The following is a 15,266-nucleotide window of genomic DNA, read 5'->3' as shown; positions in this document are numbered from 1 at the left end:
TGGCCGCGGTGTCGGCCGGAGGCCGACAGATCACTCACACCTCGACGCCGCGCTCGGCCAGGTAGTCCTCGGGGTCGATCCGCCGGCCGTCCTCGCCGCCACGGTGGATCTCGTAGTGCAGGTGCGGACCGGTGGACTGGCCCTCGCTGCCGACCTTGGCGATCTCGTCGCCGGCGTGCACGATGTCGCCCGCGGCGACGCTGTAGTAGCGCATGTGACCGTAGATGTGGACGTCGCCGTCGGCGTCCTGGATGTAGATCGCGTTGCCGTAGCCGGACGCGCGCCCGGCCCGCAGGACGACGCCGTCGGTGGCCGCGTAGATCGGGGTGCCGAGCGGTGCGGCGAGGTCGATGCCCCAGTGCATGGTGCCCCAGCGCATGCAGAAGCAGGTCGTCATGCGGGCGCCCGGGAGCGGGTTGGCGGTGGTGGGCGTCCGGGCGGCGCGGGAGGCGGCGAGCTCGCCCAGGCGGACCTCGGCCTCGGCGGCGCTGATGCCCTGGCGGACGCCGGCGTCCTCCATGCCGCCGGAGAACCCCGAGTCCTCACCGAGGCCGTAGTCGGCCGCGCTGACGCTCTCCGGGGCGGGCTCCCCGTCGCCCAGCAGGCCCGGGGCGCCGGCGGCAAGCGCGCCCACGACGAGGGCGGCCAGCCAGAGCGGAGCGCGGCGGCCGGGAGGACGGCGGAGGCGGCGGCGCAGTCCGGCGGTGATCCGCGACCCGGCGGGTGCGACCGCCTCGGTGGTCCCCGGGGCGTCGGTGTCGCTCTCCGCAGAGCCGGTCTCGGCGGTCCCGGTGGCCGGCGACTCCTCGGTCGCGGGCTCGGCGGGCGCTGCCGTCGAGCGGCCGCGGCGGGCGAAGCGACCGGGTACCTGGGGGGCCTCGGGGAGCTCGCCCGAGGCGGCCGAGCGCTCCAGGAGCGTGGGACCGGCTGAGCGAGACACGTCGTACCTCCCGTGGGGCTCCTCCCGCCGGGGCACTCGGAGAGGGCCCGTCGGGGGAGCGACGGCGGCGGAGGCGTCCGGTCCTGAGACGCCCGCCGGTGGAGTCCCGGCGCCGTGATCGGACCGTAACCCTCAGTCAGCTCCGGGCTGCGGAGGCGGACCTGCGTGTCGCCATGTCGAGACGGCGACCACGGGAGGCCGGCCGGAGAGTGAACCGGTCAGGCGACGGCGGCGGCCGGAGCCGCCGGCGCGGGGCGCAGGCCCGCGAGGGTGGCGGCGACCTCGTCGACCACCGACCGCGAGAAGGGCAGCGACATGTGGCCCACGCCGCGGACCAGGACGTTGCGGGCCCCGAGGTCCGGGTGCTCGCACCGGGCGGCGCTGGTCGGCAGCACGAGCTGGTCGAGGTCGCTGTAGATGGCGGTCACGGGGGTGGCGAAGCCCGGCGCGGGCTCGGCGAGCTCCCGCAGCAGCGGGGAGCCGGGGCGCAGCTGCCTGACCATCGGCGTCGGCAGGAGGTGGGCGAGCACGGAGCCCTGGTGCGGGGTGCCCAGCGTGACCAGGGTCTGGATCCGGCGGGCCCCGTCCTGACGCTGCAGGTGGTAGCGGGCGATGAGGCCACCCAGGCTGTGGCCGACGACGTGGATCCGGTCGTGGCCGGTCTGCGCACAGATCCGCTCGATCTCCCGACCGAGGTCGGCGGCACCGCGGGCGGCGTCGCCCAGCATGGGGCTGTAGTTCCAGGTGCACACCGAGGCGAAGCCGCGCCTGCGCAGCCCCCGACGCATGGCCGTGAAGATCGACCGGTTGTCCACCAGGCCGTGGACGAGCAGCACGGGAACGCGGGCGGCCAGCGGATCGGCGGCGAAGAGGGCGCGCGCACTCGGCGGGGCCGGAGCGGGCCGCCGGCTCGCATCGGGGCGCAGGACCTCGGTGCGGGCACCCAGCGGGTACATGAGGACGTGGGCGCCGACGAGGGCCAGTTCGGTGATCCCGCCGGTCAGCGTGGCGGGGCGGGCGAGGGCGCGCAGGACACCTCGTGGCGCTCCCGGGACCGGTGCGACCGTGTGCGACGCTGGAGTCGACCCCGGGTCGGTGGACGGGCTCATCGGCACTCCCTCCCCGTCGGTCCCGCGCGGGACCGGCTGCCAGCCCGTCGTCGCTCGGAGCACGTATGTGCTCCGTTCACCTGACGGTAATACCGCTGCGTGTTGCACGTCACACTCGGGACGCCGGGGCCGACCGCATCGACACCGGTTCGTGACCGGACGAAGGGGGCCCCGTGTCCGCCCGCGAACGCCCGGCCCGCGAGGCCGGAGCCGCCACCGCCCGACGGACGGGGGGCCGACCCCCGACCGGTCGCACCCGCCCGACGTCCGGCCGGGACCGGACCGCAGGGGCCTCGCGCGCCTCGCGTCCGGCGGGCGGGCGGAAGGCGCCGGCTCCGGTGGCGCACTACTCGGTGGTCGTCGGGACGACGCCGGTCGTCGCCCGGGTGGCCGGGGGACTGCTCGTCCTGGCCGGTCTCCTGGGCGTCGCCGCGCTGTTCCCCACCTACCTCGTCCTCGCCGGGACGGCGGTCCCCCTGGCCGACGGTCCGGTCGGCCTCCTCGGCGGGCTCGTCGTGCCGGGAACGGCCCTCGCGGTCGGCGGGACCCTCGCCGCGGGGCGGCTGCCGAAGTTCGGGCTGGCCCACGCGGCGGTGGCCGGCTCACTGGCGCTCGGGGCGCTGCTCATCGAGCTCTACAACGGCAGCGAGTCCGTCCAGCGGGCCGGGCGCGAGGTGCTGGGCGGGCGGTGGCTGCTCACCACCTCGGTCGACCGCGGGGCCGGGTGGTGGCTGCAGGTCCTCTCCCTGGGCTGCCTCGTGCTCGCGGCCGGCTGTGCCGCGGCCGCCTGGGGCCGCACGGTGATGGAGGACGACGGCGCCCTCGACCCGGCGCGCCCGGGACTGGCCGGCCTGGCGGTGCTCGTCGGCGCCGGCACGGTGCTGTGCCTCGCGCAGCCCGCCGCGCAGCTGCCGGAGCTGCTGGTCACCAACCCCCGCACCCTGGAGCAGGTCGTGGTCGAGCAGCAGGGGCCGCAGGCGCTGTACGAGCGCCCCGGCTGGGCGCTGCTCGGCGGTCTCCTGCTGGCCGGCGCGCTGCTCCTGTGCTCGGTCCTGGCACCCTCGCTGCGACCGCGGCTGGCCGCCGTCGGTGGCCTGCTCGCCATCACCGCCGTCGTCCTGTCGGCCGGCCTGGCCGGCATCCGCGCCGCCGCCACCCCGGAACTCGAGTGGTCCCTGCCGGGCATGGGCCTGCTCGTCATGGGTCTGGCCTACGCCGGGCTCACCCTGCTGGCCTGGCGACTGCACCGGCGGCCGGCGCCCACCGCCTGACCGCGGCTCGGTCCCCAGACCCGTGACGGTGGGGGTCAGGTCGCGCGGCGCGAGGTCCGTCGCGGCGGCCGGACGGCGCCCGCGATGCCCATCCCCGCCCCGAGCAGGGCGGTTCCCGGGGTGGTGCCGGGACGGCGCACGCCGGGCTCCTCGACGTCGGGGACCTCGAAGGGGTGGTCGGCCTGTGATGCCGCCCACCCCCTCCGACGCCGACGAGACGACGGGGTCACAGGGGCGTTACGGTGCCTGCTCGTGGATCTCTTCGAGTACCAGGCTCGTGACCTGTTGGCCTCGCACGGCGTCCCCGTGCTCCCCGGTGGCGTCGCCGAGACGCCGGACCAGGCGGAGGCGATCGCCCGCGAGATCGGCCAGCAGGTGGTCGTCAAGGCGCAGGTGAAGGTCGGCGGCCGCGGCAAGGCCGGTGGCGTCAAGCTCGCCGCCGACGCAGACGAGGCGCGCGCCCGCGCCCAGGACATCCTCGGCCTGGACATCAAGGGGCACATCACCCACAAGGTGATGGTCGCCCAGGCGTCCGACATCGCCGAGGAGTACTACTTCTCCTACCTGCTGGACCGCTCCAACCGCACCTTCCTGGCCATGGCCTCGAAGGAGGGCGGCATGGAGATCGAGCAGCTCGCCGTCGAGCGCCCCGAGGCCCTGGCCCGGATCCCGATCGACGCGTCGGTCGGCGTGGACGCCGCGAAGGCCGCCGAGATCGTCGACGCGGGGAACTTCCCGGCCGAGGTCCGTGACCAGGTCATCGCGATCGCCGTCCAGCTGTGGGAGGTCTTCACCCAGGAGGACGCCACCCTGGTGGAGATCAACCCGCTGGCCAAGGCGCCCGACGGCACCGTGCTCGCGCTGGACGCGAAGGTGACCCTCGACGAGAACGCCGGCTTCCGGCACACCGAGCACGCCGCGCTCGAGGACTCCGCCGCCGCCGACCCGCTCGAGGCGCGCGCCAAGGAGAAGGACCTCAACTACGTCAAGCTCGACGGCGAGGTCGGCATCATCGGCAACGGCGCCGGGCTCGTGATGAGCACGCTGGACGTCGTCGCCTACGCCGGCGAGGAGTTCGGCGGCGTCAAGCCGGCCAACTTCCTCGACATCGGTGGCGGCGCCTCGGCCGAGGTCATGGCCAACGGCCTGGAGATCATCCTCTCCGACCCGGCGGTCAAGAGCGTGTTCGTCAACGTCTTCGGCGGGATCACCTCCTGCGACGCCGTGGCCAACGGCATCGTCTCGGCGCTGGGCATCCTCGGCGACGAGGCCACCAAGCCGCTGGTCGTCCGGCTCGACGGCAACAACGTGGACGAGGGCCGACGGATCCTCGCCGAGGCCAACCACCCCCTGGTGACCGTGGTCGACACGATGGACGGCGCCGCGCGCCGGGCCGCCGAACTCGCCGCCTGACCGCCGCCCCGACTCCCGACAGGACACCAGAATGTCGATCTTCCTCAACGAGAACAGCAAGGTCATCGTCCAGGGCATGACCGGCTCCGAGGGCAGCAAGCACACCGCGCGCATGCTCGCCTCCGGCACCGCGATCGTCGGCGGCGTGAACCCCCGCAAGGCCGGCACCAGCGTCGACTTCGACGGCACCAGCGTGCCGGTGTTCGGCGGCGTCGCCGACGCGATGAAGGAGACCGGCGCGGACGTCAGCGTCATCTTCGTGCCGCCGCCGTTCGCCAAGGCCGCCGTCATCGAGGCCATCGACGCCCAGATCCCGCTCGCGGTCGTCATCACCGAGGGCATCCCGGTGCACGACTCGACCTACTTCTGGGCGCACGCCCAGGGCGGCTCGACGCGGATCATCGGCCCGAACTGCCCCGGCCTGATCAGCCCCGGCCGCTCGAACGCCGGGATCATCCCGGCCAACATCACCAAGCAGGGCAAGATCGGCCTGGTCTCCAAGTCGGGCACCCTGACCTACCAGATGATGTACGAGCTCCGGGACATCGGTTTCTCCACCGCCATCGGCATCGGCGGCGACCCGGTCATCGGCACCACGCACATCGACGCGCTCCAGGCCTTCCAGGACGACCCGGAGACCGAGGCCATCGTCATGATCGGTGAGATCGGTGGCGACGCCGAGGAGCGGGCCGCCGACTTCATCAAGGCCAACGTGACCAAGCCGGTCGTCGGCTACGTCGCCGGCTTCACCGCGCCCGAGGGCAAGACGATGGGCCACGCCGGCGCCATCGTCTCCGGCTCGGCCGGTACCGCCGCCGCCAAGCAGGAGGCCCTCGAGGCCGCCGGCGTGCGGGTCGGCAAGACCCCGTCCGAGGCCGCCCGCCTCATGCGGGAGCTCGTCGGCGCCTGATCCCGCGCCCTGCACTCCCCGCTGCCCCGGCTCCTCCTCGGAGGGCCGGGGCAGCGTCGTCTCTGGCGAGCCACCGATTCCGCGCCGTCCCGTTCCGGTAGGAAGGTCGCGCCGCGCACCGGCGCGGGTGACGGGGGAGGACCACGGGGTGAGTACGGCGATGACGGCACGTCCGGCCGGACCAGGGCAGGTGCGGGTCCTGCGGCCCGTGCGCGTGCGGCAGGTGTCAGCCGGCCTGGCGGTGGGCGCCGCGGTGTCGGCGCTGCTGTCCCTGGCGCTGAGCCTGGGCACCACCCGCTTCTTCTTCGACGGTGAGGAGATCCAGGTCGTCACCCGCGTGGCCTCCGGGGAGACGGCCGGCGACGGCGGCGGCCTGGACACCTTCACCTGGGTCGGCCCGACGGTGCTGGCCGCGGTGCTGCTGGCCGCTGCCGCGGTGGCGGCGGTCGGAGCCTCGCGGACCGACCGGCCCGGGCCGTGGGGGGCCGCCGCCCAGCAGCTGGCTGCCGGCGCGACGGGTCTGCTCGCCGGCGTGACCGGCCTCCTCGTCGTCTTCGAGGTCTCCGAGGTCTCCACGTACCGCCTCGGCGAGGGCGTCGTCACCCGTTGGGGCCCCGCACCCGCGGTCCTCGCCGTGGCCGCCGTGCTCGCCCTGGCCGCCGCGCTCACCGCCCGGCGCGGCTCCGCCACCGTCCTGGCCACCATCGGCGCCGAGGGCACCTCGTGACCGGGCCGTCGCCGTCCTGGTCGCCGCCGCCGGTCCAGTACCCGCAGCCGGGCGGGCAGGTGGCCTGGGCCGGCGGGGTCGCCGCGCCGCCGGTGCCCGGCCCGCCCCGGTCGCCGGTCGACGTGGGCGGCGTCCTGCGCCTCGTCTCGGGCGGCCTGCTGGTCGCCGCGGGTGTCCTCACCGCGATCGCGTGCGCGCTCACGATGTACGCGATCGACGGCTTCTCCGACGGCTCCCCGTTCGAGGCGACGGCCTGGAGCGACAGCGGGGACCGCTACCCGACGCCGGTCCGCTGGGGCATCCCCATGGCCGTCGTCGCCACCGTGCTCGTGGTCGGCGGCGTGCTGCTGCTCGCCTCCCGGTGGGCGGTCCGGCTGCGCGGCGCTGCGGCGGCGACGGGGACGGCGGCGGTCGGCGGTGTGCTGGCCGTGGGCTGGATGGTCGGCAGCTACGTCGGCGGGCTGGCCGACCTGCTGCGCGAGACCGGTGCCGACGTCGGGGGCGGCTCCGAGGCGCTGGACACCGGCGGCGGCACCGTGCTGCTCCAGATCGCCCTGTGGACGGCGCTGGCAGCCGTCGTCCCGCTCGTCCTCGCGCCGGTGGCCGACGCCGTCCGCGCCCGCACCACCGCAGGAGGTGCCCGGTGACCTGGGCGGACGACCCCCGTCAGCAGGGCCGGCCCGACCCCGCCTGGGGCGGCCCCGTCGCGCAGGCGCCCGTGCCCGCGCCGCCGCCGGCTCCACCGGCGACGCTGGTCGTCGCCGCGGTCCTGGCGCTGGTGGGCGTCGTGGCCACGGTGGTCGCGGCGGTCACCGGCGGCCCCGGGGACGTCCTGGGCGGCTCCGACTGGCTCGCCGCCGACACCGACGCCGTCGCCGCGCTGCTCGCCGTCCCGCTGGTCGCGGCGCTGATCGGTGGCGCGGTCGCCGCCCTGGCAGGCCGCGGCGGGGGCCTGCTGCTCACCGCGGGCGTCGCGCTCGCCGTCGTCGCCGGTGCCGTGGCGGTGGCCACCGCGGTCGTCGACGGGATCGGCGAGGAGGCCGTGCGCTTCGGCCTGGCGGTGGCGACGGCCCTGGTGGGGATCGCGATCGCCGTCCTGGCCGTGGTCGCGCCCTCGGCGGCCTGGTACCGGGCGGCCGAGCGGCGGGCCGCCGAGCAGGTGGTCGCCGGCGTGCTGGCCCGGCCGGTCGCCGACCGGGCCGAGATCACCGGTCGCGGACCGGGCTGGGCAGTCGCGGCGGCGCTCCTCGCCCTGGCCACGGTGGGGGCGGCGGCGCTCGTGGTCGGCGGGATCGCCGACGACGACGACGCGCCGGGGAGCGGCTTCTTCGAGTCCGACTCGGGCTCCGGATACGCCTACGGCCCCGACCCGGGCAGCCCGTTCGGGAACGACTCCGAGAGCCCGTTCGGCGAGGACGTCGACGTCGACACCGGCGTGACCGGTGCGCCGGTCCCGGTGGACGAGTCCGACGCCGAGTACGACCCGTACTTCGACCGACTGGCCCGGGCCTGCCGCGTCGGCGACCTGGACGCGTGCGACGAGCTCTACTACTCGACCCCCGTCGGCAGCGAGTACGAGGACTACGGCACGACCTGCGGAGGTCGCACCACCGACGAGTACTACGGGACGTGCGCCGCCGAGTTCGACTGACCGGGGCGTTGCAGGGCGGTCACGAAAGCGACCCGGTCGGGGGATCTCTAGGCGTGGCGCGGTTGCGTGCGACAACATCAGCAGGCCAGCATCGCCTTACGTAGCGTGCCCTCACCCTGGAGAGTCGATCGATGACCAGCAGTCAGCCGCCCCAGCCGCCCGAGTACGGCCAGCAGCCGCCTGCCGGTCAGCCCTACGGCCAGCCGCACCCCGGCCCCGCGCACAACCCCTACGCGCACCCGTCCGGTGGTGGCTCGCAGGTCTCCTTCGACGTGAAGCGGCTGAAGCTGGCCGACTACGTCGTCGCGGGCGGGGCGCTGCTGTTCCTCGTCTTCGCGATCATCCCCTGGTACTCCGAGGACTTCGGCTTCGGCGCGAGCATCTCGGTGAACGGCTTCGACCTCGGCACGATCACCACGGCCTTCATCCTCTTCCTGCTCGCGGCCGCCTGGGCGCTGCTCCCGGCCGTGACCGAGCTGCCGCTGCCGTTCCCGCGGAGCCTGGTGACCGTCGGCCTCGCCGGGCTGGGTCTGCTGCTCACGCTCATCGGCTGGATCGACTCCTTCGACCTGCCCGACTTCAGCTTCTTCGCGCTGCTGACCTTCCTCACGGCCGTCGCGATCACGGCCTTCGCCGTGCTGCGCCTGCTCCCCGAGCTCAAGAACCGTCCGGGTCTGCCCGGCGGCGTGGCGAACGCCGCGCAGTGGGCCAACCAGCAGGCGCCCGGCTTCGGGCAGCAGGCGCAGGCCCCGCAGCAGTACGGCCAGCCCCAGCAGTACGGCCAGCAGCAGCAGTACGGCCAGCCGCAGCAGCCGTACTCGCCGCCGCCGGCACCGCCGGCCCAGCCGGGGCAGGGCACCCACCCGGGTCAGCCGACCGGCGGGATCTGAGCCCCGCGGTCAGGCTGTACGCACCACCGACGGGCACCTGCCCGCCGGGTCATGACAGAGGAGAACCGACCAGATGACCAGCAGTCAGCCGCCCGAGCAGCCCGGAGGCTTCGGGCAGCCGGCTCCGGGCCAGCAGCCGGGATACGGCCAGCAGCCGGCCGGCTCCTCGCCGTACGGGCAGCCCCCGCAGCCCCAGCAGCCGCCGCAGCAGCCCGCCTACGGTCAGCAGCCGCCGGCCCCGCCGCAGTACGGGCAGCAGCCCGGCTACGGCCAGCAGCCCGGCTACGGCCACCAGCCGGCGTTCGCCGGCCACGGCGGTGGCCACGCGCAGTCCGGGGTCGACCTCAAGCGGGTCCACCTCTTCGACTGGCTGATGGTCGGCGGCTGGGTGCTGCTGACCCTGTTCATGATCCTGCCCTGGTTCGGGTTCTCCGAGGACGAGGACGGGATCGACGACTCGGTCAACGGCTTCAGCAACTCCGTCGACACCCCGTTCGGCAGCTTCGACCTGGACTACTCCTCGGCGCTGTCGATCCTGGGATGGCTGCTGCTCCTCGCCGCCGTCATCTGGGCGATCCTGCCGGCCTTCACCCAGCTGAAGCTGCCCTTCCCGCGCAGCTTCGTCACCGTGGGCCTGGCCGGTCTGGGGCTGCTGCTCTTCCTGATCGTCTGGATCCAGGTCCTGACGATCGACGAGGCGCCGTTCAGCCTCATCGCCTTCCTCGCGCTGCTCACCGCACTGGCGATCACCGCGCTCGCCGTCCTGCGGCTGCTGCCCGAGCTGAAGGGCCGCAAGGCCGGCGGCGCCGGTTCCGGTGGCGGCTTCGGTCAGCCGCAGCACCAGCAGTACGGCCAGCCCCAGCAGCAGTACGGCCAGCCGCAGCCGCCGCAGCAGCAGTACGGCCAGCCGCCGGTCCCGCCGCAGCAGTACGGCGGGCAGACGCAGCAGCAGTCCTTCCCGCCGCCCCCGCCGCCCGCCCCCGGGCAGCCGGGCCAGTCCGGACAGGGGCCCCACCCGGGGCAGCCCACCGGCGGGTTCTGACCGCCGGCGTCCCCTGTCAGGGGACGCCAGCACCACCGGCACGCACGAGGGCCGGCGACACTCCGTCGCCGGCCCTCGTGGCGTTCTCCGGCGCGTGCACACCCCGCGCGGGCGCCGCTCTTGGGACAGTGGGGGCGTGGTCCCGCTGCTCTCCCGCCTGACGTCCCCGGGACGGCGGGCCCCGGGACACCCCGTCTGGTTCGCCGCGGCCGCGGCGGCGGCCCTCTCCGTCCTCGGACTCGTGGGACTCGGGCTGGCACTCGTCGTGGTGCAGACGCTCGACCCGACCGGTGGCCTCCCCGTCGGCGGGTCCGCCACGCTCGCCGGACGGCTGTGGCTCCTGGCCCACGGTGGCCGGCTCCAGCTGGACTCCGGGCCGCTCGCGGTGGCCCCTCTGCTGCTGACCGTCGCTCTCGCCTGGGGCCTGAGCCGCCTCGGGCGCGGGGTCGTGGCGGCCGGGCGGGTCGAGTCGGGCCGGGCGGCCGCCGAGCTCGTGGCGGTCGTCGTCGCCGTCCACGCGCTGCTCGTGCTGCTCGTCGGGGTCGCGGTGGGGGCTCCCGGACGCGGACTGCTCCAGGCCGTCGCCGGCGCCGCGGCGCTGGCGCTCCTCGCCGCCGGCTGGGGGGCAGCGCGCGAGAGCGGCGCCCTGGACGACGCCCTGGACCGGCTGCCCGCGGCCACCGGCCCGGTGGTGCGCGGTGCCGTCACGGGCCTGCTGACCGCCCTCGCGCTGTGCACCGCGGTCGTGGCGATCGCGGTCGCGGCCGACGCCCAGGGGTACGCCCGCCTGCAGGACGAGCTGGGGGGTTCGGGCGCCGGGGCGGTCGGCTCGCTGGGCCTGGCGCTCCTGCTCCTCCCGAACGCCGCCGCCGCCGTGCTGGGCCTCGCCGCGGGGCCCGGCTTCACCGTCGGGGCCGGCACGCTCGTCTCGGTGCACGGCGTCTCGCTGGGCCCCCTGCCCGCACTGCCCCTGCTGGCCGCGCTGCCCGACACGCAGGCGGTGCCGCTCATCGCCTGGGTGTCCCAGGCGATCCCCGCGCTCGCCGGGCTGGCCGCGGGCACCGCGGTGGGCCGGCGGCTGACCGGGGGCGGTGGGTCGGTCGGCGCCGCCCTCGCCGGTCTGGTCGCGGGGCTGCTGCTGGGGGCGGGCGCCGCGGCGGTCGCCTGGGCCGGCGGCGGTGTCCTGGGCGACGGCGGGCTGGCCGACGTCGGCGCGCCACCCCTGTCGACCGGCATCGCGGTCGCGGCCCAGGCGGGGATCGCCGGTGCCGTGGCGGCGGCGGTCAGCCGCTGGCGGGCGCGGGGCTGAACGCCCGGCCCCCCACGGGGCAGATGACGCCGGGTGGCCCTCCTAGGATCACCGGCGTGCCGACCGCCGAACCGACCCGGCGCGCCCGGGTCGTCGTGCTGGTCTCCGGCACCGGGTCGCTGTGCGCCGCGCTGCTCGACGCGGCCGAGGACCCCGCCTACCCGGCCGCCGTGGTCGCCGTGGGCGCCGACCGGGAGGCGCCCGGCCTCGAGCACGCGCGCCGCCGGGGCCTCCCCACGTTCGTCTGCCGGCTGGGCGACCACCCCGACCGGGCCGACTGGGACCGGGCGCTGGCCTCCGCGATCGCCGCGCACCGGCCCGACCTGGTGGTGTCGGCCGGGTTCATGAAGATCGTCGGCCCCGCGGTGCTCGACGCGTTCGGCGGGCGGCTGCTCAACACCCACCCCGCGCTGCTGCCGGCCTTCCCGGGGGCGCACGCGGTCCGGGACGCGCTGGCCGCCGGGGTGGAGGTCACCGGCAGCACCGTGCACTGGGTCGACGCCGGCGTGGACACCGGCCCGGTGATCGCCCAGCGCGAGGTGCCGGTCCTCCCGGGCGACGACGAGGACAGCCTGCACGAACGGATCAAGGCCGTGGAGCGGACGCTCCTGGTGGACACGGTGGCGCGGGTCGCCGCCGATCCGCCGTCCCGACCCACCCCCAGGGAGAACCCCCGATGAGCGACCGCATCCCCATCCGCCGGGCCCTGCTCGGTGTCTACGACAAGACGGGGATCGAGGAGCTGGCCCGCGGTCTCGCCGAGGCCGGGGTCGAGCTCGTCAGCACCGGCGCCACCGCCCGCCGGATCGCCGAGGCCGGGGTGCCGGTCACGCCGGTCGAGGAGGTCACCGGCTTCCCCGAGTGCCTCGACGGCCGGGTGAAGACCCTGCACCCCGCGGTGCACGCCGGGATCCTGGCCGACCGCCGCCGTCCCGAGCACGTGGCCCAGCTCGAGGACCTCGGCATCGCTGCCTTCGACCTCGTCGTGGTCAACCTCTACCCGTTCTCCGAGACCGTGGCCTCCGGCGCCGCACCGGACGAGTGCGTCGAGCAGATCGACATCGGCGGCCCCGCGATGGTGCGGGCGTCGGCGAAGAACCACCCGTCGGTCGCGGTCGTCGTCGACCCGGCGCGCTACGACGACGTCCTCGCCGCCGTCCGGGCCGGGGGCTTCACCCTCGCCGAGCGGCAGCGACTGGCTGCCGCCGCCTTCCGGCACACCGCCACCTACGACATCGCCGTCGCCTCCTGGATGGGCAGCGTGCTGGCCCCCGACGACGAGTCGGTGTTCCCGGCCTGGGCCGGGGCGAGCTGGGAACGCGCGGACGTCCTGCGGTACGGGGAGAACCCGCACCAGCAGGCGGCCCTGTACCGCGGCGGGCAGGCCGGGCTGGCGCACGCCGAGCAGCTGCACGGCAAGCAGATGTCGTACAACAACTACGTCGACACCGACGCCGCCTGGCGCGCGGCGCACGACCACAACGACCCCTGCGTGGCGATCATCAAGCACGCCAACCCGTGCGGCATCGCCGTCGGCGCCGACATCGCCGCGGCCCACCGCAAGGCGCACGCCTGCGACCCCGTGTCGGCCTTCGGCGGCGTCATCGCCGCCAACCGCGAGGTCGACCTCGCCATGGCCGAGCAGATCGCCGACGTGTTCACCGAGGTGGTCGCCGCGCCGTCGTTCACCGCGGACGCGGTGCAGGTGCTGACGGCGAAGAAGAACATCCGCCTGCTGCGGCTGCCCGCCGCCCAGCGGGGCGCCGTCGAGTTCCGGCCGATCAGCGGCGGCGTGCTGCTGCAGTCGGTCGACCGGCTCGACGCGGCCGGGGACGACCCCACGACGTGGCGGCTGGCCACCGGCGAGCCGCTGGACGCCGCGGAGCTGGACAACCTCGTGTTCGCCTGGCGCAGCGTCCGCGCGGTGAAGAGCAACGCGATCCTGCTGGCCCACGACAAGGCCACGGTGGGCGTCGGGATGGGGCAGGTCAACCGGGTCGACTCAGCCCGGCTGGCCGTCGCGCGGGCGGGGGAGCGGGCCGCGGGCTCCGTCGCCGCCTCCGACGCGTTCTTCCCCTTCGCCGACGGGCTCCAGGTACTGGTCGACGCCGGGGTCCGCGCGATCGTGCAGCCCGGCGGTTCCGTGCGTGACGAGGAGGTCGTCGCGGCCGCCGCTGCCGCCGGCGTCGCCATGTACCTCACCGGGACCCGGCACTTCGCCCACTGATGCCGGGCCCGAAGCCGCACGTGGAGCCGCCGGAGCAGGGAGCGGTGGTCGAGGACGCCGACCTGGCCCGCGTGGACTGGTGGGGAGCGGAGCTGGCGGAGGTCACCTTCACCCGCTGCCGGTTCGACGATGCCGACCTGACCGAGCTGGTCACCCGGCGCTGCGTCTTCACCGACTGCGTGCTCACCGGTGCCCGGATGGCCGGGTCACGCCACGTGGGGACGGCGTTCCTGTCCTGCCGCTTCGACCGGGCGCGGCTGTTCGACGCGGTGTGGGACGGCTGCAAGCTCACCGGCTCGTACTTCCTGGGCGCGACGCTGCGGCCGCTGACCAGCACGGACACCGACTGGAGCTGGACGTCGCTGCGGGGCGTCGACCTGTCCGGCTCGGACCTGTCGGGGCAGCGGTTCACCGAGGCCGACCTCTCCGACGCCGACCTGCGCGAGTGCGACCTCACGGCCGCGGACCTGGCCCGCGCGCGGATGCAGGGGACGAAGCTGCGCGGCAGCGACCTGCGCGGCGCCGACACCGAGGCCGTCAACTGGCGCGCGCTGGACCTGACGGGGGTCCGCCTCGACCTCGCCCAGTCGGTCCAGGTCGCCCGCGCCCACGGTGCGCTGGTGGCCGACTGAGATCCGTGTGACCCATGTGAACCGGACTTTTCCGTCACGGGTTTGGAATACCGATGATGAGGGCATGCTCCCCGCTTTGCTCCTCGTCCTGCTGATCGGCTGTGCGCTCGCCGTCTGGAAGGACCTGGTCCACCAGCGCAGCGACGTCTCGACCAGCCGGGTGGAGTACGCGCGGGAGGCCACGGCCGCGACCCGGCGGAGCCTGCGTTCGTTCCTGCCGCGGTCCCGCAAGCCGGTCCTCCCGCGGGAGGACCGCGCTCCGCTGCCCGGGCGCATCGCCTGCTCCGACATCTCCGACTACGTGGCGCACGGCTACCAGGGGATCGTGATCCACCTGGCGCAGGCCGCCCGCCGCCGGGGCCTGCAGGCCTGACTCACCTCGTCCGGGGGCTGGTCAGCATCGCCTTCAGGCTGCCGAGCAGGCCCAGGACCGGGACCGCGCACGCCACCCAGAAGCCGACCTCGAAGAAGTCCCAGCTGTACCGGCTGGCGTCGAGGACCACGAGGACGCCGCCGGCCGCCGCCATCGTCGCCAGCAGTGCCAGCACACCGAGCGTGCGGTGGCCGCGGGCCGGCAGCAGCACCAGCAGACCGAGCACCAGCAGCGCCCCGCCGGCGACCACGATCACCGGCGGCTGCCAGGAGACCTGGTCGAAGTCCTCGAAGCCGTCGCGGACGAGGTCCCAGCCCTTGCTGTCGGGGGCCCACTCCAGGAGCAGGCTGGCCGCGGCGGCGATGCCGGCCAGCACGAGGAGCAGGCCGGCCAGGACGTCGGGACGGCGCAGGGTGACCGGTGCGGTCGAGTACTCCGGCGTCGTCCCCCGGTAGTCGCCGGGCTGCTGGTCGTCGTGCAGCCGGTCCCAGTGCTGCTGCTCCCCCTGCCGGGGGTAGGACCACGTCTCGGTGCCGTCGGGGGTCCCGCCGCCCGACCAGCCGGCGCCGACCGCGCTGGCCCCGGTCCCCGAGTAGGGGGCGTTCCCCGCCGCCTGCAGGCCCGGCGTCGTCTCGCTCTCCCACTGCGGCTGCGGCTGCGGCGCCGCCCCGGGGTGCGGCGTGGCGGGGTACGGGTCGCGCTCGCTCATGGGCTCTCCTGCGGGGGTGGCGCGGGCGCGGGGAGGACGCCCACTGCCGGGCCAGCCTAGGGC

Annotated in this window: 16 protein-coding genes; 13 read left to right on the top strand and 3 right to left on the bottom strand. The window is 75.4% G+C overall.

The features are described from left to right. Nucleotides 1-34: 34 nt before the first annotated feature. Both N555_RS0120605 and N555_RS0120600 read right to left on the bottom strand, forming a co-directional pair. Nucleotides 35-940, bottom strand: a complete 906-nt coding sequence (locus tag N555_RS0120605; protein WP_231503054.1) for a M23 family metallopeptidase — start codon at nucleotides 938-940, stop codon at nucleotides 35-37. A 218-nt stretch (nucleotides 941-1,158) separates the two neighbouring features. Then, nucleotides 1,159-2,049 carry an esterase/lipase family protein gene (locus N555_RS0120600; RefSeq protein ID WP_029433386.1) on the bottom strand — a complete coding sequence of 297 codons (891 nt, stop codon included), beginning with the start codon at nucleotides 2,047-2,049 and terminating at the stop codon, nucleotides 1,159-1,161. Nucleotides 2,050-2,387: 338 nt separating this feature from the next. On the opposite strand from N555_RS0120600, the gene N555_RS0120595 reads away from it, so the two are divergent. The 13 genes from N555_RS0120595 to N555_RS0120530 all read left to right on the top strand — a co-directional run bounded on the left by N555_RS0120595 (nucleotide 2,388) and on the right by N555_RS0120530 (nucleotide 14,494). Continuing rightward, nucleotides 2,388-3,320: a hypothetical protein gene (locus N555_RS0120595; protein ID WP_231503053.1), complete on the top strand. Its 933-nt coding sequence runs from the start codon at nucleotides 2,388-2,390 to the stop codon at nucleotides 3,318-3,320. Between the two features lie 252 nt (nucleotides 3,321-3,572). Further along, on the top strand, nucleotides 3,573-4,733 hold the full coding sequence (gene sucC, locus N555_RS0120585; RefSeq protein WP_029433384.1) for an ADP-forming succinate--CoA ligase subunit beta: 1,161 nt from the start codon (nucleotides 3,573-3,575) through the stop codon (nucleotides 4,731-4,733). A 31-nt stretch (nucleotides 4,734-4,764) separates the two neighbouring features. Next, complete coding sequence (sucD, locus tag N555_RS0120580) at nucleotides 4,765-5,643, top strand: succinate--CoA ligase subunit alpha (protein ID WP_029433383.1); 879 nt, start codon at nucleotides 4,765-4,767, stop codon at nucleotides 5,641-5,643. Between the two features lie 160 nt (nucleotides 5,644-5,803). After that, complete coding sequence (locus tag N555_RS0120575; protein WP_156036478.1) at nucleotides 5,804-6,370, top strand: hypothetical protein; 567 nt, start codon at nucleotides 5,804-5,806, stop codon at nucleotides 6,368-6,370. Further along, on the top strand, nucleotides 6,367-7,017 hold the full coding sequence (locus tag N555_RS0120570) for a hypothetical protein (protein WP_029433381.1): 651 nt from the start codon (nucleotides 6,367-6,369) through the stop codon (nucleotides 7,015-7,017). Before N555_RS0120575 ends, N555_RS0120570 begins: the two co-directional genes overlap by 4 nt. Next, complete coding sequence (locus tag N555_RS0120565) at nucleotides 7,014-8,021, top strand: hypothetical protein (protein WP_029433380.1); 1,008 nt, start codon at nucleotides 7,014-7,016, stop codon at nucleotides 8,019-8,021. The genes N555_RS0120570 and N555_RS0120565 overlap by 4 nt, the downstream gene beginning before the upstream one ends. 131 nt (nucleotides 8,022-8,152) lie before the next feature. Then, nucleotides 8,153-8,911 carry a hypothetical protein gene (locus tag N555_RS0120560; RefSeq protein ID WP_029433379.1) on the top strand — a complete coding sequence of 253 codons (759 nt, stop codon included), beginning with the start codon at nucleotides 8,153-8,155 and terminating at the stop codon, nucleotides 8,909-8,911. Between the two features lie 73 nt (nucleotides 8,912-8,984). Next, complete coding sequence (locus tag N555_RS28455; protein WP_029433378.1) at nucleotides 8,985-9,953, top strand: hypothetical protein; 969 nt, start codon at nucleotides 8,985-8,987, stop codon at nucleotides 9,951-9,953. A gap of 136 nt (nucleotides 9,954-10,089) precedes the next feature. Further along, nucleotides 10,090-11,262 carry a cell division protein PerM gene (locus tag N555_RS0120550; protein ID WP_029433377.1) on the top strand — a complete coding sequence of 391 codons (1,173 nt, stop codon included), beginning with the start codon at nucleotides 10,090-10,092 and terminating at the stop codon, nucleotides 11,260-11,262. A gap of 56 nt (nucleotides 11,263-11,318) precedes the next feature. Continuing rightward, on the top strand, nucleotides 11,319-11,942 hold the full coding sequence (gene purN / locus N555_RS0120545; protein WP_029433376.1) for a phosphoribosylglycinamide formyltransferase: 624 nt from the start codon (nucleotides 11,319-11,321) through the stop codon (nucleotides 11,940-11,942). Continuing rightward, the gene (gene purH / locus N555_RS0120540; protein WP_029433375.1) at nucleotides 11,939-13,489 is read left to right on the top strand and encodes a bifunctional phosphoribosylaminoimidazolecarboxamide formyltransferase/IMP cyclohydrolase; all 1,551 of its coding nucleotides are present in this window, start codon (nucleotides 11,939-11,941) and stop codon (nucleotides 13,487-13,489) included. Before purN ends, purH begins: the two co-directional genes overlap by 4 nt. Further along, a complete protein-coding gene (locus N555_RS0120535; RefSeq protein ID WP_029433374.1) occupies nucleotides 13,489-14,121 on the top strand; it encodes a pentapeptide repeat-containing protein in 633 nt (210 codons plus the stop codon). The genes purH and N555_RS0120535 overlap by 1 nt, the downstream gene beginning before the upstream one ends. A gap of 64 nt (nucleotides 14,122-14,185) precedes the next feature. Further along, nucleotides 14,186-14,494, top strand: a complete 309-nt coding sequence (locus N555_RS0120530; RefSeq protein WP_156036477.1) for a hypothetical protein — start codon at nucleotides 14,186-14,188, stop codon at nucleotides 14,492-14,494. Nucleotide 14,495: 1 nt separating this feature from the next. Here the strand turns inward: N555_RS0120530 and N555_RS0120525 are convergent, their stop codons facing one another. Then, nucleotides 14,496-15,203 carry a hypothetical protein gene (locus tag N555_RS0120525; protein ID WP_231503052.1) on the bottom strand — a complete coding sequence of 236 codons (708 nt, stop codon included), beginning with the start codon at nucleotides 15,201-15,203 and terminating at the stop codon, nucleotides 14,496-14,498. Nucleotides 15,204-15,266: the final 63 nt, after the last annotated feature.

It is taken from the genome of Blastococcus sp. URHD0036, from assembly GCF_000701365.1.
In the GTDB taxonomy this organism is placed as follows: Bacteria; Actinomycetota; Actinomycetes; order Mycobacteriales; family Geodermatophilaceae; genus Trujillonella.
This window is presented reverse-complemented; position numbering and strand designations above follow the sequence as displayed.